Genomic DNA, 21,376 nt, shown 5'->3' with positions numbered 1-21,376 from the left:
AGGGGGTATTATTGTGCATATCGAAAAAATGGAAGAGCTTTTTCGCCAATGGTTACAGGAAAAAAACTTTCTAGCCGTAAAAAAAGAAATGTCGAGACTTCCGGTACAGGACGTAGCGGAAATTTTGAACCATCTGGACGCTAAAAACAGCCTGCTGGCTTTCAGACTGCTGCCTAAGGATAGGGCTGCGGAAGTATTTTCATATCTGTCGGATAAAATAAGGGTAGCCTTTTCGCAGATGATCGAAGAAGACGAATTAAAAAGCCTGGTAGAAGACCTCTTTTTCGATGATAAAATAGACTTTCTGGAAGAAATGCCTGCTAATGTAGTAAAAAAAATACTCCAAACGACGCCGGAAAGCGAACGAAGGCTTATTAACCAGTTTTTAAATTATCCCGAAGATTCCGCCGGCAGCATCATGACCATCGAATTTGTAGACCTGAAAGCCGACATGACGGTGGCTCAAGCACTTACTCATATTCGCTATACCGCTCCTAAAAAGGAGACTATTTATACCTGTTACGTCATAGACCAGGAAAGACATCTTTTAGGTGTCGTTTCCCTGAAAGACCTGGTGGTGGCAGACCCTGACACCAGGATCGAAGACCTGATGGACAAACAGGTCATCGCTGTAAAAACCCACGATGACCGGGAATTCGTCTCATCATTGTTTAAAAAATACGACCTGTTAAGCATGCCTGTAGTAGACCAGGAAAATCGGCTGGTTGGCATTATAACCATAGACGACGTGATGGACGTTCTGGAAGCGGAAAACACCGAAGATATTCAGCGGATGGGTGGAATAAGCCCTACCGAAGAATCTTATATAAGTCAGAGCCCCTTTACCATGGCCAAAAACAGGCTGTTTTGGCTTATGGCTCTGATGATTTCGGCCACATTCACTGGCCGGATCATACAAAAGTTTGAAGACTTTCTCCAGAATATGGTAATCCTGGCCGCTTTTATACCTATGCTAATGGATACAGGCGGAAATGCAGGTTCCCAGTCGTCGACAATGGTAATTCGGGGCCTTGCCCTGGGCGAAATAAAAACACGGGATGTTTTTAGAGTAGTGGTAAAAGAGTTTATGGTGAGCGTTATTGTCGGCCTTTCTCTTGCTGGCTTGAACTTCTTACGGCTTGTTGTTATTGAGCAGGTGAGCACTACCATCTCTCTGGTGGTCAGTCTTACACTGGTGGTAACAGTGATTATGGCCAAGATAGTCGGCGGTTTACTGCCGCTTTTAGCAAAAATGGTTAAAATTGACCCCGCTATCATGGCCAGTCCGCTCATAACCACCATCGTAGACGCCATGGCGTTAGTGGTATATTTTTATATCGCCGGATTGTTCATTAAAATATAAAGATGCAGGCAGGTGCTTATAAGCGGCACCGTGTCTTTATATAGGCGGCGGTTCGCCTGTTACTTGGGTTGGACACCCCAGTTGCGTACCGATGGGACTTTCAACAAGGTTTCACCGATAGCACGAAGCTCGCCAATTCATTGGCGATGTAGTTCACTCTAAAGAAAAAGGAAAAATTAGGAGTGGTAAAGATGAAGAAAATACCCTATGGCATGTCCAATTTCAGAGCGATGAGAGAAGAAGGATACCTGTATGTGGATAAAACGATGTATATAGAGAAGATAGAGAACTTAAATAGCAAATACCTGTTTTTCATAAGGCCGAGGAGGTTTGGGAAAAGTCTCTTTCTTTCCACATTAGAGAACTACTATGACATAAAAAATGAGAAAGACTTTGAGAAACTATTTAGCGACTTATATATAGGGAAGAATCCTACAAAACTAAAGAACAGTTATATGATACTCAAACTGAATTTTTCAGGCCTAAACACAGAAAACAAAGACCAACTAAAAGAGTCCTTTTTGTTAAGTGTGAAAAATTCAATAAATGCCTTATTAAACAGATACGAGGGTATAATAGAAAATACGGAAGAAATAAGGAAGAAAATTGACCAAATAACTGATATAAATGCGGTTATAATGACGATAATAAATGAAGTAAAAAAAGTAGGTAAAAAGGTATACCTAATAATAGACGAATATGATCATTTTGCCAATGACATAATAGCGATGGGTGAGAGTGAATTTTACAGAGAGATAGTGAGGGCATCAGGTTTTGTAAGAGACTTTTATGAGACATTGAAGATAGGGACAGAAAGTGTAATAGACAGGATATTCATAACAGGAATATCCCCAATAATGCTAGACGACTTAACGAGTGGATTTAACATAGCATTAAACGTCACAATGGATTTAAGCTTAAATGAGATGCTGGGATTTACAGAAGAAGAAGTAGTGAAGATACTAGAAAAAGTAGGGATAGAGGAAAAAGAAAGAGAAAAATCACTAGAAGAATTAAAAGAATTATACGATGGTTATTTATTTAGTGCAGAAGCGGAGAAAAGGATATACAATCCCGACATGGTATTGTATTATCTTGACAGCATAGTAAGATACAAAAAACCGCCTAGAAATTTAATAGACGACAATGTAAAGACAGACTATGGCAGGCTAAACAGACTTACAATGAATGAAGAGAACAAGGTATTACTAGAGAGAATCATAAAAGAAGAAGGGATAGTAGCGGAGATAGTGACAAAATTTTCATTTGACAGGATGTACGATGAAGAATACTTTGTATCACTGTTATTCTATATGGGATTACTAACGATAGAGAGACAAGAAAAAACGAGATTATTTTTAAAAATACCCAATTACGTAATCAAGACAATAATGTGGGAATATATAGAAACGAATTTAAAGAAAGAATACAAAATTAATCTTGACCTAAATGAGTTAAGGAAGACCATAGAAGAGATGGCGTATGAAGGGAGAATAAAACCGTATATAGAGTATATAAGCCAGAACGTGCTAAAGGTGCTTTCGAACAGGGATATAATAAAGTTTGACGAAAAATATATCAAAGTGATATTAATTACGTATCTTGTAAACAGTAAAGCCTATAGGCCAATAAGTGAGAGGGAGACAGAGGGAGGGTATATAGACATATACTTGGAGAGGGACATAAGGATACCGGATGTAAAATACGAGTGGTTAATAGAGCTAAAATACATAAAGAAAAGTGAAAAAGACAAGGTAGACAAGATAAGAGAAGAAGGTATAAGGCAGCTTAAGAGGTATAGAGAAAGCAGAGGGCTACAAGAGAGAAAAGATGTAAAACAAGCACTGCTTATATTCATAGGCAAGGACGAATACCAAGTAATTGAAGTGTAAAAGGGAAATTAGGAGTGGTAAAGATGAAGAAAATACCCTATGGCATGTCCAATTTCAGAGCGATGAGAGAAGAAGGATACCTGTACGTAGACAAGACGATGTATATAGAGAAGATAGAGAACTTAAATAGCAAATACCTGTTTTTCATAAGGCCGAGGAGGTTTGGGAAAAGTCTCTTTCTTTCCACATTAGAGAACTACTATGACATAAAAAATGAGAAAGACTTTGAGAAACTATTTAGCGACTTATATATAGGGAAGAATCCTACAAAACTAAAGAACAGTTATATGATACTCAAACTGAATTTTTCAGGCCTAAACACAGAAAACAAAGACCAACTAAAAGAGTCCTTTTTGTTAAGTGTGAAAAATTCAATAAATGCCTTATTAAACAGATACGAGGGTATATTAGAAAATACGGAAGAAATAAGGAAGAAAATTGACCAAATAACTGATATAAATGCGGTTATAATGACGATAATAAATGAAGTAAAAAAAGTAGGTAAAAAGGTATACCTAATAATAGACGAGTATGACCATTTTGCCAATGACATAATAGCGATGGGTGAGAGTGAATTTTACAGAGAGATAGTGAGGGCATCAGGTTTTGTAAGAGACTTTTATGAGACATTGAAGATAGGGACAGAGAGTGTAATAGACAGGATATTCATAACAGGGATATCCCCGATAATGTTGGATGACTTAACGAGTGGATTTAACATAGCATTAAACGTCACAATGGATTTAAGTTTAAATGAGATGCTAGGATTTACAGAAGAAGAAGTAGTGAAGATACTAGAAGAAGTAGGGATAGAGGAAAAAGAGAATTTAATAAATAACTTAAGGGAATTATACGATGGCTATAAATTCAACAAAAATGCCAGGACAAGGGTGTACAATCCAGACATGGTACTATACTTTTTAGCACAATACAAAAACACAGGAGGATATCCAGAGTATCTAATAGACGACAATGTAAAGACAGACTATGGCAGGCTAAACAGGCTTACAATGAATGAAGAGAACAAGGCATTGTTAGAGAGGATCATAAAAGAGGAAGGGATAGTAGCGGAGATAGTAACAAAATTTTCATTTGACAGAATGTACGACGAAGAATACTTTATTTCTCTTCTATTTTATATGGGCTTATTAACAATAAAAGATTACAGGTACAATATCTTAGAACTTGGCATACCTAATTACGTAATAAAAACAATGTATTGGGAGTACTTCGGTAGAAAATTAAAGGAAGAAAACAACATAAAATATGAAATGCTGGAAATAGCAAAAGCCATATGGGAAATGGCATTTGAAGGAAAAATAAAGAACTTTGTAAAATTTATAAGTGAAAAAGTTCTAAAAGTATTATCCAATAGAGATACAATAAAATTTGATGAAAAATATATAAAAATAATACTCTTTTCATACTTGACAATGAGTAACATATACAAGCCTATAAGTGAGAAAGAAACAGAGGGAGGTTATATAGATATTTATTTAGAAAAAGACATAAGAATGCCAGATGTAAAATACGAATGGTTGATAGAGCTAAAGTATGTAAAGAAAAGTGACGAAAAATATATTGAGGAGATAATAGAAAAAGGGAAAGAACAATTAAAGAGATACCGTGAAAGTATGCAATTTAAAGATAAACAAAATTTAAAGAAAGCATTAGTGGTATTTATAGGAAAAGGAGATTACAAAATATTTGAAGAGTAATGAGAAGAAAGTTATCCAGCATCAGGAAGGAATAATATCAGACTTCAAAGGTTTACTATAATCTTTTCATGGAATATCATTCTATAAATTTATAAAAAATTTCCTTAAAAAAGAAGGAAAATAGTATTTTATGTCGAATATATATTAATTGGATTGGTTATTCATTTTTTTTGACATGATCCGATAGGACTTATGAGGCTGTTTCGGCGCCCATAAGTTTTATTGGTGGTAATATAGATTATAGATACAAAAAGCGGAGGCGGTGCTTTTTAAGCACTTGCGCCCGCATGGCGAAGCATTACCTTTTTTGTGCTTTTTCTATAAGTAGGTAATAAAATGATATAATATAGTACTAAAAAATCAACCTATTTGTTTAAACATATTAAAATTTTTAACAAAATATATTTACATCACTTTGCTGGTTGTTGCTATAATATCTATGAGGCGATATAAATATGAAAGCAAAAGAACTTTTAGAACTACTGCGGATATCAAGATCAACACTAACCAAGTATGTTAAAGAAGGCAAAATAAGAGTAACAGTTATGCCAAACGGATTTTACGATTATAATGAAGAAGATGTGTATAAAATCTTTATGAAAGAAGTTGAAAGAAAGACTTATATTTACGCTAGAGTTCAACACAAAAGCAGAAAAAGGATTTAGAAAATCAAATTGAGTTATTAAAATAGTTTTGTTTTAGCAATGGTTATAAAATACATAGAGTATTCAGTGATATAGCCAGTGAAATCAGTTTTGAAAAAAGAAAAGATTTCTTTAAAATGCTCGATGATATTCTTGCTGGCAGAGTAGAAAGAGTTGTTATAACTTATAAAGATAGATTGAACAGAGTTGTATTTGGACTTTTTAAAATTTATTTAAAAAATTTAACACTGAAATAGTAGTTATGTCAGAAGTGGGTGACGAAAAACTTGATGCTCAGGAAATATTTGAAGAAATCGTAAATTTTATTCACTATTACAACATGAAGTTATACAGCAAAAGAAAAATTAAAAAAATAAAAGAAATATTGGAGAATGGAAGATGGAAAAGGTAGTTAAAAGAGCTGAACAAATTCAGATAAATAGAAATCATGAAATGTGGAAATATTTTGATAAAATATGTTTTGCTACAAAAAACTTATACAATTATGCCAATTATATTATAAGACAAGAATTTATAAACAATAATAAGTGGATAAGATACAGGCAATTAAATAGAGAATTAAAGAACCACGAGACTTATAAAAACTTACCTGCACAAACAGCACAGCATACATTGAAACTGCTTGATAGAAATTGGAAATCATTTTTCAAAGCTATAAAAGAATGGGAAAAAGATAAAAGTAAATTTTCAGGCAGGCCCAGATTACCAAAATATAAAAAGAAAAATGGTAGAGCAATTGCTATATTTACAAATCAACAATGCAAAATTAAAAGTGGTTATTTAACTTTTCCGAAAACAAATTTAAGACTAAAAACAATGGTAGAAGGCAATTTAAAAGAGGTGAGAGTAATCCCCAAAGGAAATATTTATATTGTTGAAATAGTTTATGAAAGAGTACTAATAAATAAAACTTTCAAAAAACCTCAAAGGATAGCAGGAATAGATTTAGGACTTGATAACTTTGTAACCTTAACAAATAACATAGGTATAAAGCCTATTGTTATTAACGGCAAAGTTATCAAGTCAATAAATCAGTATTATAATAAGAAAAAAGCAGAACTTATGAGTTATGTTGGCAGTAAAGGAACAAGTAGAAGAATAGAAAAACTTACTCTAAAAAGGAATAACAAAATAAAAGACTTTATGCATAAAGCAAGTAAATTTATAGTTAATTGGTGTAAAGAACACGACATAGATACTATTGTCATTGGTTATAACAAAGGATGGAAGCAGGAAATAGAATTAGGAAAAGTAAATAATCAAAACTTTGTTGGAATTCCTTACTATCAATTTATTAACATGCTTCAGTACAAATGTGAGGAAGAAGGAATTAATTTAATTCTAGTAGAAGAAGGTTACACAAGTGGATGCAGTTTTCTTGATAGCGAAGAAGTATGTAAAGAGAACTATAATCCAAAACGCCGTATTACAAGAGGTTTATTTAAAAGCAATAAAGGCATTTTAATAAATGCTGATGTTAATGCTGCATATAATATCATGGTAAAAGTATTCCCCAACGCATTTGCAGAGGGGATAGAGGGCGTGGGGTTACATCCAGTTAGGCAAAATGTAGCCTAACAAAGAATAGTGTTTAACAAAATTTTTAATAATTTTTTATATGTTAAACACTATTCATAACCTAAATACCTACTTTCTCATAAAAAAGTATTTATTGAACTTTTAAGAAGTTTTGTCAAAAAAGATTGGGTAAGTGAAATAGACGAATCTAAAGTAATACGAATAAACAAATCCTTCATATTACAAGATTTTAAAAATAAAGAGGCTGATTTGGTTTATCAAGTAAAATTGAAGGATAAAGAAGTTTTCTTTTATATATTGTTGGAATTACAATCAAAAGTTGATTTTCAAATGCCATACAGATTGTTATTGTATATAATTGAAGTGTGGAGAGAAATTCTTAAAGATACATCATTAAACCAGCAAAAAAGGAAGGACTATAAATTACCAGCGATTATTCCTATCGTGTTGTATAATGGTGTTAATAGATGGACTGCTTCTTTGAGCTTTAAAGAAACGATAGATTCATATCAATTATTTGGAGAAAATATAATAGATTTCAAGTATATTCTAATTGACGTAAACAGATATAATGAAGAAGAACTTTTACAGCTGTCAAATTTGATAAGCAGTATATTTCTATTGGATAGAAAAATAGACAAGGAAGAGCTGACAGAAAAATGGGGGAAATTAGCAGATGTTTTAAAGGACATATCGGAAGAAGAATTCATAATACTTAGAAATTGGCTTTTCTCAGTTGTATCGAGATTTTTACCAGAGGATAAAGAAAAAGAGATAAAAGAAATTTTAGTACAAAGTGAGGGGGTGGAAGAGATGATTTCAAATTTAGAACGAAGCTTAAGAGAAGAGTTTAGGAAAACGAGAAGAGAAGGATTAAAAGAAGGACTTAAAAAAGGGAAGTTGGAAGGCTTAAAAATAGGAAAAATGGAAGGGAGAATGGAAGGCAAAATAGAAGGAATACGCATGGTAGTGTTTGAGCAACTCAAGGAAAAATTCACAGATATTCCAGCAGAATATTTGGAAGGTATTGCAAAATTGGATGATAAAACTTTACTTCAGTTAGCAAAAGACATTTTAAAGATAGAGAAATTAGAAGAGTTGAAGAAATATATATAAATTGAGATGAGTTTGAATTATTTTCTCTTACCTAAGGGAGAGAAAGCGAGAAAGAGAAACTAATTGTACGAAATCATAATTTAGTATAATTAGGTGGATGTAATCGCAATTAAGGAAAAATTAAACGGACATATGATAATAGAAGGATGGGATAGTTTTGGCAGATTTTACATTAGTTTTAGTATTTATAACTGTATTTTTTATATTTTTATTAACTTCGCTACTCATATCAAAAAAGATGCTATATAAGATTGCAGTATTAACTTCGGTTTTTCAAATTTATACTTTTTCCCTAATGGGTATTTATCCATCATTAAGTTTTTTGTTTTCACTTACCTTGTGGACATCATTTATAAGGAATTTAAAAAATATATTAGGTTTTAAGCCTATAAGAACCTACGTTTTTCTAATAATTGTTCAGATGCTGAGCATAGTTTGGTCAAGTGATATATACTTAGGTATACGAACGGTTTCTTATTTATTGCCATTTTTGTTTATATTTTTAACCACATATGAGATTTCAAAAAATAATTCAGAATTGTATTTTATAAAAATATTGGTAGTATATTCGTTTTTTTTAGTAGTAGAAGCTGTTTTAGTTATACTATTCCGTTTACAGCCCAACCTAGAAACATTATTTTTAAATTCAAATATAAGTCAAATATTTATTAAACCCAATGTAATAACTCAATTCGGTACAGTAATTCGAAATAATGTTTTAGATCCTACAAAATCAGGCGGATTTTTTTTAAACGCAAATGTGGCAGCAGCTTTTTTAGGAATAAATATGTATGTTTTATATGGAATCTATAAAGCATATAGTAGTAAAGTTTTAAAAAATATATCAATTTTTTTATGGATAGCAATTTTATTCACAGGGTCTAAAATAGGGATAATTTTAGATATATTATTTCCTTTAACTGCCTTTTTGATAGTGAATTTTAAAGTATTTAATAAAGTGACTTATAGCAATTTAGTGAAATTTCTTTTCCTAATAATTATATTAGCCATAGGTATATTCGGGATAGTATCTTATGCTGAAGGTAAATTCTTTATATATGATGCGGAACATACATTCAATGTACGATTAATGATATGGAAGCATGCATGGTTTCAATTTCAATTGCATCCGATTTTAGGACAAGGATTCGGTGGATGGGAGGCAACATATCCCCAATATGCACAAACAGTTGGTTTATCACCTTCTTATCCTCCTCATAATACATTGATTTATTTATGGTCGCAGAGCGGTATTTTAGCATTCGTTTTAGGGGTTTTGTTTATTATTGATATTATACTGTTTTTTTGGAATGGATTAAGAAATGATGATAAGCAAGTAAAGATTTTATCACTATATTTTATGTTTGCGTTTTTATGGCTTTTTATTCAAGGATTTGGTGAGAATTATGGAATAATTGGAGAAGAACATATGCAGCCTATATTGGCAGTAGCTTTGGGATTATTGTATACAAAAACACACTTTTATGAAAATGGGGGACGAAAGAATGAAGCATAATATACTCATATATCGACATCAATTATTTAAACCGTCGGAAGTTTTTATTTTGCAGCAAGCTGAGAGTTTAAAAGAGTTTAATCCAATATATGTTGGGAGACAGGTTTTTGGGAATTATAAAGAAGGTACAAAAGTAGTAACACTTGAAGACGAAAATAAATTAGATGTGATGAAGAACATTTTGTTCCGAAATCCTATACCTTATGTAAAGAAGGTTAAAAGATTTAATCCTACTTTAATTCATGCTCACTTTGGTGTTGAAGGAGTTTATGCAATGGAACTGGCAAAAGCTTTAAAGATACCTTTAGTAACAACTTTTCATGGGTTTGATGCAACAACAAGCACAAAGAATTTATTATTATCTAGAAAACCATCATGGATAAATTATGCGTTATTTCGGAAGCAATTAGCCAAAAGAGGAGATATATTTATCTGTGTTTCTAATTACATTAGAGAGCGCGTTGTAAAAATGGGGTTTCCTGAAGATCGTACAATTACGCATTATATAGGTATTGATACAGATAAATTTAAACCAATCAAAGAAAATACAAAAGTACCATACATATTACATGTTGCCCGCTTAGTAGAAAATAAAGGTACTAAATATTTAATTGAAGCTTTTTCATATGTTACAAAAAAAAATAAAGAGGTAGAATTGGTTATAATTGGAGATGGACCATTACGTACAGAATTAGAAGCTCTTTCTAAGTCACTAAATATAGAAAATAAAGTACATTTTATGGGAGCCCAGCCTCACTCTGTAGTTATGGAATGGATGAAAAAAGCAAAAATATTTTGTCTACCAAGTGTTACAGCACGTTCGGGAGCTACAGAAGGATTAGGGATGGTTTTTCTTGAAGCTGCAGCTTTGGGAGTACCAAGTGTAGCGACTAATCTTGGAGGTATACCGGAAGCTGTAATTGATGGTGAAACAGGTTATTTGGTACCAGAAAGGGCAGTTGATGAATTAGCTGAGCGATTAAATTATTTATTAGAAAATGAAACACTTCGTGATAAAATGGGTAAAGCAGCACGAATAATGGTGGAAAGGAGATTCAATTTGCAATGTCAAACACAAAAACTGGAAGAGATTTACAAAAGTCTATTATAAAGAAACCACATATTGTTTTTTTGTCGAGGATATTACCTTTTCATAGTATAGGTGGTATGCAAGCTATTGCATGGGATCTTGCACGTCAATTTGTTCGTGATGGTATAAGAGTGACTTTTCTAACAACAAAAATACCTAATAAACCAGAAAAGTTTGTAGAAGATGGAATAGAGGTTGTTACACTTAAAAATACAATTCCTGGTCGTTATTCATTTACTTGGTGGAAATATTCAAGAGAGTATTTTGAAAAGAACCTTATAGATTCTGCTACAGGAATTCTAAGCGTTAGTTCTGCTGCAAATAGTTTATTAACACTTAAAAAACATCTTAAAGAGGTACCTTTTTTACTCCAAGCTCATGGCACTTCTTTAGGTGAAATATTATCTAAATGGCGTACATTGCAACCAAAAGCGATGATAAGTTCTGTTTATAACATGGTTTGGCTGTTTAAAGATTTATCAATGTACAATAAATATGATTATGTGGTTGCAGTGGGAGAAAGGGTATATTTAGATCTTACGAAACCTCCTATATCATTTTTTCTGCCAAGAGAAAAAGTTCAACTTATAAATAATGGCATTGATACTAAACTATTTTCTTCAAATAAATCCACAAATGAAGAAATATTGCAAGAGTTAGGATTGGGGTCTGAAAACATTATAATTATTTCTTCATCTCGTTTACATAAGCAAAAAGGAATAGATCTTAGTATAAAAGGTTTTGAAAAGTATGCCAAGAAAAATCCATTAGCACGATATTTAATCATAGGTGATGGACCTGAACTACCTTCTTTAAAAAAGTTAGTAAAGACTTTGGGTATATCAGATAAAGTATTCTTTTTAGGAGCAATTGATAGGGAAAGACTTCCTAATTATCTTCAGTTAGGAGATGTTTTTTTATTCACAACGAAACATTCGGAAGTGGGCTTAACTTTAAATGTGTTAGAGGCTATGGCTATGGGATTGCCGGCAATTGTATCAAATCATTTAACGAGTGTTATTAAGATAAATACAAACAATATAATAGGAGTAAATCCATATGATAGTGAAAAAATAGCGGATTTATTAGCCCATGTAATTGACAATAGAGAAAAATATAAAAATAGTTTGCCATATGAATACACACTTGAATATTGTGCGAAGCAGTATTATAAGCTATTTGGTATTGTAAGTAGTTTATAAAAAATAATCCATATATGCTCTATATTTTGTTGCCTCAACAAATATTTAAATTTAAGAATAAGAAGGTGTGAACTTTGAAACAGGAAGATATAATATTACTTTCAACTGCAGATTGGGATAACCCTTTTTGGACAAATAAGCAGCATGTGGCTGTCCAATTGGCTAAACGTGGTAATAGGGTATTTTACATAGATTCTTTAGGGTTAAGAAGACCAAGTGCTACTTCACAGGATATCAACAAAATTTATAAAAAAGTTAAAAAAGCATTTCAAAAACCTCAACAAGTTAAAGAAAATTTGTGGGTATGGTCGCCTATAATATTACCTTTTCAAAGTAAGGATTTTATTAGAAAATTCAATTTTTATGTTTTAAATAAATGGTTAGATTTTTGGCTTAAAAAATTGAATTTTAAAAAAGATATTTTATGGACTTATAATCCTTTGACAGTGCAACTTATAGGGATTAACTCCTATAAAAGATTAGTATATCATTGTGTTGATGAAATTAAGGCACAACCGGGAATGCCTTCAGATATATTGACTAAATATGAACATGAGTTAGTAAAAAAATCGGATATAGTTTTTGTTACGTCTTCTAAATTATATGAAACTCGTAAACAGTGGAACCAAAATACTTATTATTTTCCTAACGTGGCAGATTACGATCATTTTTCAAAAGCATTAAATCCTGAAACGAGTATACCAGAAGATTTATTAGAAATCCCCAAACCTCGTATTGGTTTTATTGGAGCATTGAGTAGTTATAAAATAGATTTTAAATTATTAAATTATATTGCAAAAAATAGGCCAAATTGGTCTATTGTATTAATAGGAAAGATAGGAGAGGGAGATCCTAGGACTAATCCAAAGCTATTGTATGAATGTTCAAACATTTATTTATTAGGTCCACGAGAATATAAAGTTTTACCAAATTATTTGAAAGGATTTGATGTATGTATTTTGCCTAATACATTAAATGAATATACAGAGTCGATGTTTCCTATGAAATTTTTTGAATATTTATCTGCGGGGAAACCGGTAGTAAGTGTTGATTTGCCAGCAATTAAAGAATTTAGTGATATGGTATATATTGCTAAATCTTATGACGATTTTATACAAAAAATAGAACATGCATTTTATGAAAATGAAGACATTAAAATCAAACGGCTAGAAAAAGCTAAAAAATATACCTATGAATCAAGGACCAATAAAATGATGGAACTCATAGAGCAAATTGACAAATGAGGAGGAGAAAAATGGGTTTGTTGGCTGATATTTATAAAGATATTTGTGTAGTGGATAAAAATAGATTTTTATTTGTGGTTAGTAATCGCGGATTTCATGCACTTTTGATATATAGGATTTCTAACTATTTATGGAGAAAAAAGGTTCCACTGATCCCTTTACTGTTAACAATGATTACCAGATATTATATTCGATTGGTATTGACTATCGCTGTAAAATTGAAGGTGGAGTAACAATTGTGCATGGAGTTGGGTTAGTTATAGGGAAAGGTGCAGTTATAAAAAAGGTTGTAAATTATACCATGGAGTCACATTGGGAAGTAAGCATGCTACTAAAAATGTTGGATTTCCAATACTAGGAGAAAATGTATTAGTAGGGGCAGGTGCAAAATTATTAGGTCCGATAAAGATTGGAAACAATGTTATTATTGGTGCAAATGCTGTAGTTATAAATGATGTACCAGATAATTGTATAGCAGTTGGTGTTCCAGCAAAAATAATACCTAAAAATAATTTGGGGGATTAATGATTATGAAAATAGCAATAATTCATGATTGGCTTACTAATATGGGTGGAGCTGAAAGGGTTATATTGGCTTTTCATGAAATTTTTCCTGATGCTCCCATATATACGAGTGTATATAATCCTGACAAGCTACCTGAAGAGTTTAGAAAAATGGATATAAGGACTTCATTTATTCAAAAACTACCGAAGGCTAAAACAAAATATAATATATATCTTCCACTTATGCCAGTAGCTTTTGAGCAATTTGACCTATCGGAATATGATGTTGTTCTAAGTAGTAGCTCTTCGTGTGCAAAAGGAGTAATAACGAGAGCTGATACCTTACACATATGTTATTGTCATACTCCTATGCGTTATGCATGGGATTTTTATCATGAATATAAACAAAACGCACCGAAATGGCAAAGAAAATTTATTCCTTTTTTAATGAATTATATAAGGATGTGGGACAGACTGTCTGCTGATAGAGTTGATTATTTTATTGCAAATTCAAGCGCAGTTGCTAGGCGAATAAAAAAACATTATAGAAGAGATGCAGTGGTTATTAATCCACCTGTGGATACAAATTTTTATACTCCAAAAGATGAAGATGAAGATTATTTTTTGATTGTATCCAGACTTGTCGAGTATAAAAGGATTGACATTGCAATTGAGGCTTTTAATGATTTAGGATTACCTCTTATAATAATAGGTGATGGACCTGAAAGAAGCAAGTTACAAAAGATGGCAAAAAGTAATATAAGATTTTTAGGTAGATTACCGGATGAAGAAGTAAAAGAATATTATGCAAAATGTAGAGCTTTTATTTTTCCTGGAGAAGAAGATTTTGGAATAACTCCATTAGAAGCACAAGCATCCGGTAGACCTGTAATAGCTTTTGGTAAAGGTGGTGTACTTGATTCGGTTATAGATGGATTAACTGGTATATTTTTTAAAGATCAAAATAAAGAGAGTTTAAAAGAAGCGATAAAGAGGTTTGAAAAAATTGATTTTAGTAAAGAGACAATAAGAAAACACGCGGAAAAATTTGATGTGAAAATATTTAAGAAAAAAATTTATGACTTTATTATAAATAAATATAATGACTATAGGAATTCTAGTGTTTATCACTTTTAGTATATGTTACATGGATTTTTAGTTTTGATTAATGATGTAAAGTGCGAAAAGTTTTATCTACTTATAATTTTAGAAAGGAGTATTTGCAATGAATATTTCTATAGCAGGTACCGGTTATGTAGGTTTGGTTACAGGAGTATGTCTTGCAGAAATAGGACACAATGTAACTTGTGTAGATGTTGATGAGAAAAAAATAGAGATATTAAAGGCAGGAAAGTCGCCAATATATGAACCGGGACTCGAAGAGCTGATGATTAAAAATAAAGAAAGATTGACATATACGACTGATTATAGAAGTGCTTATAAAGATGCGGATGTTATTTTTATAGCTGTTGGTACTCCTGAGAAAAAGGATGGTTCGGCAAATTTAAAATATGTATATGAAGTTACAAAACAAATAGCTGAGTCGATAGAAAAGGATTGTATAGTTGTTGTAAAGTCTACTGTACCTGTTGGTACAAGTGATAAAGTTGAAAAGATGTTAAAAGAAAATTTAAAACATAATATTCATGTGGAAGTTGTTTCAAATCCTGAATTTTTATCACAAGGGACAGCAGTAAGAGATACGTTAAAAGCTCATAGGATAGTATTAGGAGTAGAATCAAAACATGCAGAGGAAGTTATGCGAAAAGTATATGATGGTTTTGGACAACCTTATGTAATTACAGATAGGAAAAGTGCAGAGATGATAAAATATGCTTCAAATGACTTTTTAGCACTGAAAATTTCTTATATCAATGAAATAGCTAATTTATGTGAAATAGTAGGGGCTAATATAGAGGATGTAGCAAAAGGAATGGGAATGGACCCACGCATAGGAGACAAATTTTTGAATGCCGGCATTGGATATGGTGGTTCGTGCTTCCCGAAAGATACAAAAGCATTACACTGGTTAGCTAATTTTTATGACTATGAGCTTAAAACAATTAAGGCTGCAATTGAGGTAAATGAAAACCAAAAAATAAAACTTATCAAAAAAGCAAGAAAATATTATGATAATTTTAATGGATTGACTGTGGCAATTCTTGGACTTACTTTTAAACCAGGTACAGACGATTTGAGGGAGGCTCCATCATTACAAAATATTCCTATACTCCTTGAAGATAGCGCCAATATTAAAGCATGGGACCCTGTAGGAATAGAGAATTGTAAAAAAATTTATCCTAATGAAATCAAGTATTGTGATACAATTGAAGAAGCGATTAAAGATGCTGATATTTGCTTTATATTTACTGAATGGCCCCAAATAAAAAATTTTGATGTATCATTATTTGCAAAATTGATGAAATATCCTTTGGTGATTGACGGAAGGAATTGTTATGATTTAGAGAAAGTTAAGGGAGTAGGCATTATTTATGAATCGATAGGAAGAAATACGGTTAATGGATTAGAATTAAACAATAAAATTTATCGAGATGAGGCTGCAGCTTCGGTAAGTAAATAATTACTTAAGTGAAGCATAAGGATTAAGAGATTTGACGAATTAATATTATCGGGGGGTGAGATGATGTGGTATAGAAGATGGAGTATTGTACTTGACATTAGTGCACTCATTTTAGCATTTGCACTTGCTTTATATATTAGGTTTGATAATTTGAGCATGTTATCAAGGTCTTGGTATGTTACTACTTTTATAATTGTGCTTACACTTGATTTTTTGATTTTATATTTTAAGGGATTATATGATAAAAAACACAAGCCTTTATTTAATCAAATAGGAATAGTGATAGATGGTCTTGTTTATTCTGTATTTATATATTTACTTATCTCTTATTTTACAAAGATGACTTATTTTTCAAGATTAACGCTTATATACATATTTATTATAGGATTAACTTTTCAGATTACATTTAAGACAATCTTATCGTATTTGCAAAAAAGAAGATACAAAAAAGGTTTGGATTTGAGCAACGCATTAGTAATAGGCGATTATACAAAGATACCAAAAGAGTTAATGGATAAACTTAAAACACGTGAATATGGAATAAATATAGTGGGGTATTTGTCTAATGATATAAATGGTAACGGTTTGAATAGATTAGGGAGTATAAAAGATTTTAGTGAAGTTGTTGATAAATACAATGTGGAGATGATATTTATAGTTTCTAAGATGGAAAATGTAGAAGAAGTTATAAATATTGGTCTGGATAAGTACATAAGTATATATTCTATAAATAACAGTATAAATCTTCCAAATTATCCTATGGAAATAGAGATTATTAATGATATGCCAATTTTGAAGTTGAAAGATGTATTTATAAGTGGATTTGAAGGGCATATGAAAAGGCTTTTGGATTTCACACTGTCACTTATTGCTTTAATCATTCTATCACCATTGTTTGTTGTAATATCGCTTTTAATAAAACTAACTTCTCCTGGGCCGGTATTTTTTGTTCAAGATAGAATAGGATTAAATGGAAAGTTGTTTAAAGCGTACAAGTTTAGGACAATGGTCATAAATGCCGAAGAGATTTTATTAAAGTGGTTAGATGAGAATCCTGAAATTAGAGAGGAATATTTGGTACATCATAAACTTAAAAACGATCCAAGAGTAACAAAAATAGGTAAATTTTTAAGAAAAACAAGTCTAGACGAGTTGCCGCAATTATTTAATGTGCTAAAAGGTGATATGAGCTTGGTAGGTCCCAGACCTTATCTTGTAAGAGAATTGAATGATACCAAGCATTATGCAAGGTTCTTATGGAGAGTCCCACCAGGAATTACAGGCTTATGGCAAATAAGTGGGCGGAATGAGGTAGATTTTGAAGGCAGATTAGAAATGGACATGCAGTATATATCCAATTGGAACTTATGGCTTGATATAAATATTCTCTTTAAGACTATTCCCGCGGTACTTAAAAGAGATGGTGCGTATTAACAAATTTAATGAGAATAAAAATAAGAATCCACAATATGGTACTGTATAATAGACCATTTAAAAGACCTTTATAAAATTTTTCGTTAAACATATACTCACATTCCTTATTTTTTATTTATATTTTGCTTTTTCATTAAATTTTATTCGTGGTTGATGGAAAGTATTAATTAAAAACTTTTGCTTGGATATTGAGTAAGTTGAGTTGAACAAATTAACTAAAAAGGATGATGCAAATGATAACAGGTGTTATTATGGCGGGTGGCAAAGGCGAAAGGTTTTGGCCTAAAAGTAGGATAAAGATGCCAAAGCAGTTTTTGAATCTTTATGGAGATAAAACAATGATTCAACAAACAGTGGATAGACTGAAGAGAATCATGCCTGTAGAGAATATTTTTGTTGTTACTAATATGGATTATGCGGGAATAATTAGTGACCAAATTCCTGATTTGCCAACAGAAAATATTTTAATAGAGCCTATGGCTAAAAATACTGCGGCATGCATTGGCCTTGCAGCACTTCACACAGAAAGGCTTGATAAAGAGTCTATAATGGTTGTTGTTCCTTCTGACCATGTCATAAAAGACGAAGAAGCATATATTGAAATATTAAAAACAGCAATAGAAAAAGCAAAAGCAGGGGACAATCTTGTCACAATAGGTATAAAACCTACACGTCCTGAGACAGGATATGGTTACATAAAATTCAAGAAGGTAACGAGAGAAATAATAAATAAAAATCCTGTACATAAAGTAGAAAGATTTGTAGAAAAACCTGATTATGATACAGCAGTAAAATATGTAGAAAGCGGAGATTATCTTTGGAATAGCGGTATGTTTATATGGAAGACATCATCAATATTAAGCGCTATATGCGAATACATGCCTGATTTACACAAAGCATTGGAAAATATAAGGAAAAACTTTGATGCAGATGATATAGAAAAAGTATTATACGATGAATACTCAAAACTTGAAAGCATATCAATAGATTACGGCATAATGGAAAAAGCCAAAAATGTATATGTCGTGCCAGGAGATTTTGGCTGGGATGATGTAGGAAGCTGGACTTCTATTGAAAGGCTTTATGAAAAAGATGATAATGGCAATGTCATAAAAGGCAATGTAGTAAGTGTAGATACAAAGAAATGCATAATAACTGGTAACGAAAGGCTTATTGCGACATTGGGTATAGAAGATGTAATAATTGTAGATACAGAGGATGCTCTTTTAATTTGTTCAAAAGATAAGGCACAGAATGTGAAAGAGGTATTGAAGGAGTTGAAAGAGAAAAAAAGTGAGTATTTATAAGGAGTTAAAATTGTACACTGATAAAATGGAGTTTTTATCTATTTTTAACCTTTCTATGGCTGTGGAGGTGAATTTGTTTAAGTAATGAAATAATAAGTGAGAAAATAGAATTAAGAGATTTAAAAAATTAGAAATCTCAGGAAATTATCGAAAATATTTTAAAAACAATTTTCTAAACGGATATGAAAGACTTATATAATAGGGAGGATAAAAATGGAAGAAGAAATTTCATTGAGAGAGCTTATTGAGGTAATTTTAAAATATAAAAAAACAATCATTATTGTAACTCTTACTGCAACTTTAGTAGCAGCAGTGCTTAGTTTTTTTGTAATAAAACCCACCTATGAAGCAACTACAACTTTATCAGTTACAGATGTAACACCTGCAACAGGCTTTTTTGGTTCAAATACTACGGTTATTCTTCCGGGAAAAGATTCAAATCTTCCGACAGTACAAAGTGACAGTATAGAAAAAGACTTATCTTTGCTGTTGTCTTCTCTTTTGAAATATCCTAATATGTCAGTAGAAGCATTTAAAGAAGAGGTTACTAATCCTATTGTTCTTATGAATACTGTAAAACAATTAGGATTAGATCCTCAAAAGTACACAATAGAAAATTTAAAAAAGCAAATTTCGGTTTCTGTGATTAACAATACAAATCTTATAACAGTTACTGTAAAGGAAAATGATCCAAAGCTTGCGGCAAAAATTGCAGATACAATAGCGCAAAATTTTCGGACTTATATAATTGAGAGAAATAACAGGCAGACAGATAAATTAATCGAAACTTTGAATAAACTTATAACTCTCCAAAATGATAAAATAAAAGAGGTAACAGCGGAACTTAATAAAATTCAAACAAATTCTCAAGACAAGCTTTTAATTGAGCAGAAACAAAAACAGTTGGATTTACTGAAAACTACAAGAGATATAATGTTAGAAAAATATAATATGCTGGAACTGGTTAAAGAATCGGAACTTGGCAATCAAAGCATTCTTATAACTAGCAAAGCTTTAATACCTGATAAACCAGTAGCACCTAAAAAATCATTGAATATAATTATAGCATTTATATTAGGTCTTATGGTCAGTATTTTTATAGTGTTTTTTATGGAATATTGGAAAAATACAGAGCCAAAAAGAGCTGTAGAGAGTAAATAATAAAAAATTATAGTTTAAGTGAAGAGGGCCATCCCTCTTTTATTTTTGTCAAAATATATCGAAACATTTTTAATGTTTGTGTTGGTTCTTGAGAAATAAAATGGTAAAATATAGATGGATAAAAATATATTTTCACTTTTAAAAGGTTTTGATTTTAAGATATTAAAGAATAGAGATATATATCTAATGAATGACATAAAAAGGGCATAGATAATGTTTTTGAAAATTATAATTCTTTAAGTAGAGAACGTAAGATAACGAGGAGTACCTTTGAAGAAAAAACTAAAGGTATTTAGAATACTCGTAGAAAAAATACTTGATTCAATATATACAACATGAGGGGAGTGTTTAATGTAGTATGGATGAAAACTACAATGTCAAATACGAGATAAAAAAGGATTGGTGGTTAATTGGCATTATCATATTGATATGGATTTTTACATTTGCCATTTTTGGACGTTTACCGGATAAAATTCCAATGCATTGGAACATTTCTGGTCAAGTAGATAGGTTTGGTTCAAAAAATGAGATATTTATTTTGCCTTCTACTATTACAATAATATATTTTGTGATGCTATTTATACCGCTTATTGACCCTAAAAGAGCTAATTATGGCAAATTTGCTGAAGCTTATAGGATAGTAAGAGCGGTTGTGGTAATTATTTTCATGGCAGTATATTTTGCTTCTACGTATTCTGCATTAGGTTATAGAATTGATATGAATAGAATAGGCAATTTTATTATTCCTTTTATGTTGATTGGGTTTGGAAGCGTTATGGGTAAACTACGCCATAATTATTTTGTGGGTATAAGGACTCCTTGGACGCTGGCAGATGAAGAGGTATGGAATGTCACACATCAGGTAGCTAGTAAAATATGGCTCATTGCAGGTATTATTGGATTATTTTTTTCTTTTTTTAAAGGCACATGGGTGATTGTTTTTATGTTTGCAATATTGATGATTGCTGTTATAGTGCCGATTGTGTATTCTTACATGATTTTTAAAAATAAAGAAAAGTAGAGGATGGATGAGGTTAGATTGGCT

16 protein-coding genes and 2 pseudogenes are annotated in these 21,376 nt (G+C 31.5%); all 18 read left to right on the top strand.

The features are described 5' to 3' along the window. Positions 1-13 precede the first annotated feature (13 nt). The 18 genes and pseudogenes from mgtE (at position 14) to TETH514_RS11435 (ending at position 21,352) form a co-directional block, all read left to right on the top strand. Positions 14-1,363: a magnesium transporter gene (mgtE, locus tag TETH514_RS11520; RefSeq protein ID WP_009052701.1), complete on the top strand. Its 1,350-nt coding sequence runs from the start codon at positions 14-16 to the stop codon at positions 1,361-1,363. Positions 1,364-1,554: 191 nt separating this feature from the next. After that, positions 1,555-3,255, top strand: a complete 1,701-nt coding sequence (locus tag TETH514_RS11515; RefSeq protein ID WP_009052700.1) for an ATP-binding protein — start codon at positions 1,555-1,557, stop codon at positions 3,253-3,255. A gap of 23 nt (positions 3,256-3,278) precedes the next feature. Beyond that, positions 3,279-4,973: an ATP-binding protein gene (locus tag TETH514_RS11510; RefSeq protein ID WP_009052699.1), complete on the top strand. Its 1,695-nt coding sequence runs from the start codon at positions 3,279-3,281 to the stop codon at positions 4,971-4,973. 455 nt (positions 4,974-5,428) lie between these two features. After that, a pseudogene (locus TETH514_RS12470) lies at positions 5,429-6,029 on the top strand (IS607 family transposase). Then, positions 6,017-7,216: an RNA-guided endonuclease TnpB family protein gene (locus TETH514_RS11500; RefSeq protein ID WP_009052698.1), complete on the top strand. Its 1,200-nt coding sequence runs from the start codon at positions 6,017-6,019 to the stop codon at positions 7,214-7,216. Before TETH514_RS12470 ends, TETH514_RS11500 begins: the two are co-directional and overlap by 13 nt. A 63-nt stretch (positions 7,217-7,279) precedes the next feature. Further along, positions 7,280-8,293, top strand: a pseudogene (locus TETH514_RS11495) (Rpn family recombination-promoting nuclease/putative transposase); the annotation flags it as partial. Positions 8,294-8,450: 157 nt separating this feature from the next. Next, positions 8,451-9,809, top strand: coding sequence for an O-antigen ligase (locus tag TETH514_RS11490; protein ID WP_009052697.1), 1,359 nt, complete (start codon positions 8,451-8,453; stop codon positions 9,807-9,809). Continuing rightward, positions 9,799-10,920, top strand: coding sequence for a glycosyltransferase (locus TETH514_RS11485; RefSeq protein ID WP_009052696.1), 1,122 nt, complete (start codon positions 9,799-9,801; stop codon positions 10,918-10,920). The genes TETH514_RS11490 and TETH514_RS11485 overlap by 11 nt, the downstream gene beginning before the upstream one ends. Then, positions 10,875-12,101 (top strand): glycosyltransferase family 4 protein, encoded by a 1,227-nt coding sequence (locus tag TETH514_RS11480; protein WP_009052695.1) that lies wholly within the window; start codon positions 10,875-10,877, stop codon positions 12,099-12,101. The genes TETH514_RS11485 and TETH514_RS11480 overlap by 46 nt, the downstream gene beginning before the upstream one ends. Positions 12,102-12,175: 74 nt before the next feature. Continuing rightward, positions 12,176-13,345, top strand: a complete 1,170-nt coding sequence (locus TETH514_RS11475; RefSeq protein WP_009052694.1) for a glycosyltransferase — start codon at positions 12,176-12,178, stop codon at positions 13,343-13,345. 11 nt (positions 13,346-13,356) lie between these two features. Continuing rightward, positions 13,357-13,578, top strand: a complete 222-nt coding sequence (locus TETH514_RS12790) for a hypothetical protein (protein WP_038016609.1) — start codon at positions 13,357-13,359, stop codon at positions 13,576-13,578. Between the two features lie 79 nt (positions 13,579-13,657). After that, positions 13,658-13,870, top strand: coding sequence for a serine O-acetyltransferase (locus TETH514_RS12785; RefSeq protein WP_012268789.1), 213 nt, complete (start codon positions 13,658-13,660; stop codon positions 13,868-13,870). A gap of 5 nt (positions 13,871-13,875) precedes the next feature. Then, positions 13,876-14,985 carry a glycosyltransferase family 4 protein gene (locus tag TETH514_RS11460; RefSeq protein ID WP_009052693.1) on the top strand — a complete coding sequence of 370 codons (1,110 nt, stop codon included), beginning with the start codon at positions 13,876-13,878 and terminating at the stop codon, positions 14,983-14,985. Positions 14,986-15,073: 88 nt separating this feature from the next. After that, the gene (locus TETH514_RS11455; protein ID WP_009052692.1) at positions 15,074-16,429 is read left to right on the top strand and encodes a UDP-glucose/GDP-mannose dehydrogenase family protein; all 1,356 of its coding nucleotides are present in this window, start codon (positions 15,074-15,076) and stop codon (positions 16,427-16,429) included. A gap of 60 nt (positions 16,430-16,489) precedes the next feature. Then, positions 16,490-17,863, top strand: coding sequence for an exopolysaccharide biosynthesis polyprenyl glycosylphosphotransferase (locus tag TETH514_RS11450; RefSeq protein ID WP_009052691.1), 1,374 nt, complete (start codon positions 16,490-16,492; stop codon positions 17,861-17,863). 233 nt (positions 17,864-18,096) lie between these two features. Beyond that, entirely contained in the window at positions 18,097-19,170 is a 1,074-nt protein-coding gene (locus tag TETH514_RS11445) for a mannose-1-phosphate guanylyltransferase (protein WP_009052690.1), read from the top strand. 213 nt (positions 19,171-19,383) lie between these two features. Continuing rightward, complete coding sequence (locus TETH514_RS11440; RefSeq protein ID WP_009052689.1) at positions 19,384-20,331, top strand: YveK family protein; 948 nt, start codon at positions 19,384-19,386, stop codon at positions 20,329-20,331. Between the two features lie 358 nt (positions 20,332-20,689). Further along, positions 20,690-21,352, top strand: coding sequence for an SdpI family protein (locus TETH514_RS11435; RefSeq protein WP_009052688.1), 663 nt, complete (start codon positions 20,690-20,692; stop codon positions 21,350-21,352). The last annotated feature ends 24 nt before the right edge of the window (positions 21,353-21,376 follow it).

The sequence above is a fragment of the Thermoanaerobacter sp. X514 genome, from assembly GCF_000019065.1.
Taxonomy (GTDB): domain Bacteria; phylum Bacillota; class Thermoanaerobacteria; order Thermoanaerobacterales; family Thermoanaerobacteraceae; genus Thermoanaerobacter; species Thermoanaerobacter pseudethanolicus.
The sequence above is the reverse complement of the archived record's forward strand: the minus strand, read 5'-3'. Positions and strand labels throughout refer to the sequence as shown.

Coding starts and splice junctions, on each gene's coding strand:
- TETH514_RS11515 (WP_009052700.1), top strand. CDS start 1,555: ATGAAGAAAATACCCTATGGCATGTCCAATTTCAGAGCGATGAGAGAA.
- TETH514_RS11510 (WP_009052699.1), top strand. CDS start 3,279: ATGAAGAAAATACCCTATGGCATGTCCAATTTCAGAGCGATGAGAGAA.
- TETH514_RS11500 (WP_009052698.1), top strand. CDS start 6,017: ATGGAAAAGGTAGTTAAAAGAGCTGAACAAATTCAGATAAATAGAAAT.
- TETH514_RS11485 (WP_009052696.1), top strand. CDS start 9,799: ATGAAGCATAATATACTCATATATCGACATCAATTATTTAAACCGTCG.
- TETH514_RS11480 (WP_009052695.1), top strand. CDS start 10,875: ATGTCAAACACAAAAACTGGAAGAGATTTACAAAAGTCTATTATAAAG.
- TETH514_RS12790 (WP_038016609.1), top strand. CDS start 13,357: ATGGGTTTGTTGGCTGATATTTATAAAGATATTTGTGTAGTGGATAAA.
- TETH514_RS11460 (WP_009052693.1), top strand. CDS start 13,876: ATGAAAATAGCAATAATTCATGATTGGCTTACTAATATGGGTGGAGCT.
- TETH514_RS11455 (WP_009052692.1), top strand. CDS start 15,074: ATGAATATTTCTATAGCAGGTACCGGTTATGTAGGTTTGGTTACAGGA.
- TETH514_RS11450 (WP_009052691.1), top strand. CDS start 16,490: ATGATGTGGTATAGAAGATGGAGTATTGTACTTGACATTAGTGCACTC.
- TETH514_RS11445 (WP_009052690.1), top strand. CDS start 18,097: ATGATAACAGGTGTTATTATGGCGGGTGGCAAAGGCGAAAGGTTTTGG.
- TETH514_RS11440 (WP_009052689.1), top strand. CDS start 19,384: ATGGAAGAAGAAATTTCATTGAGAGAGCTTATTGAGGTAATTTTAAAA.
- TETH514_RS11435 (WP_009052688.1), top strand. CDS start 20,690: ATGGATGAAAACTACAATGTCAAATACGAGATAAAAAAGGATTGGTGG.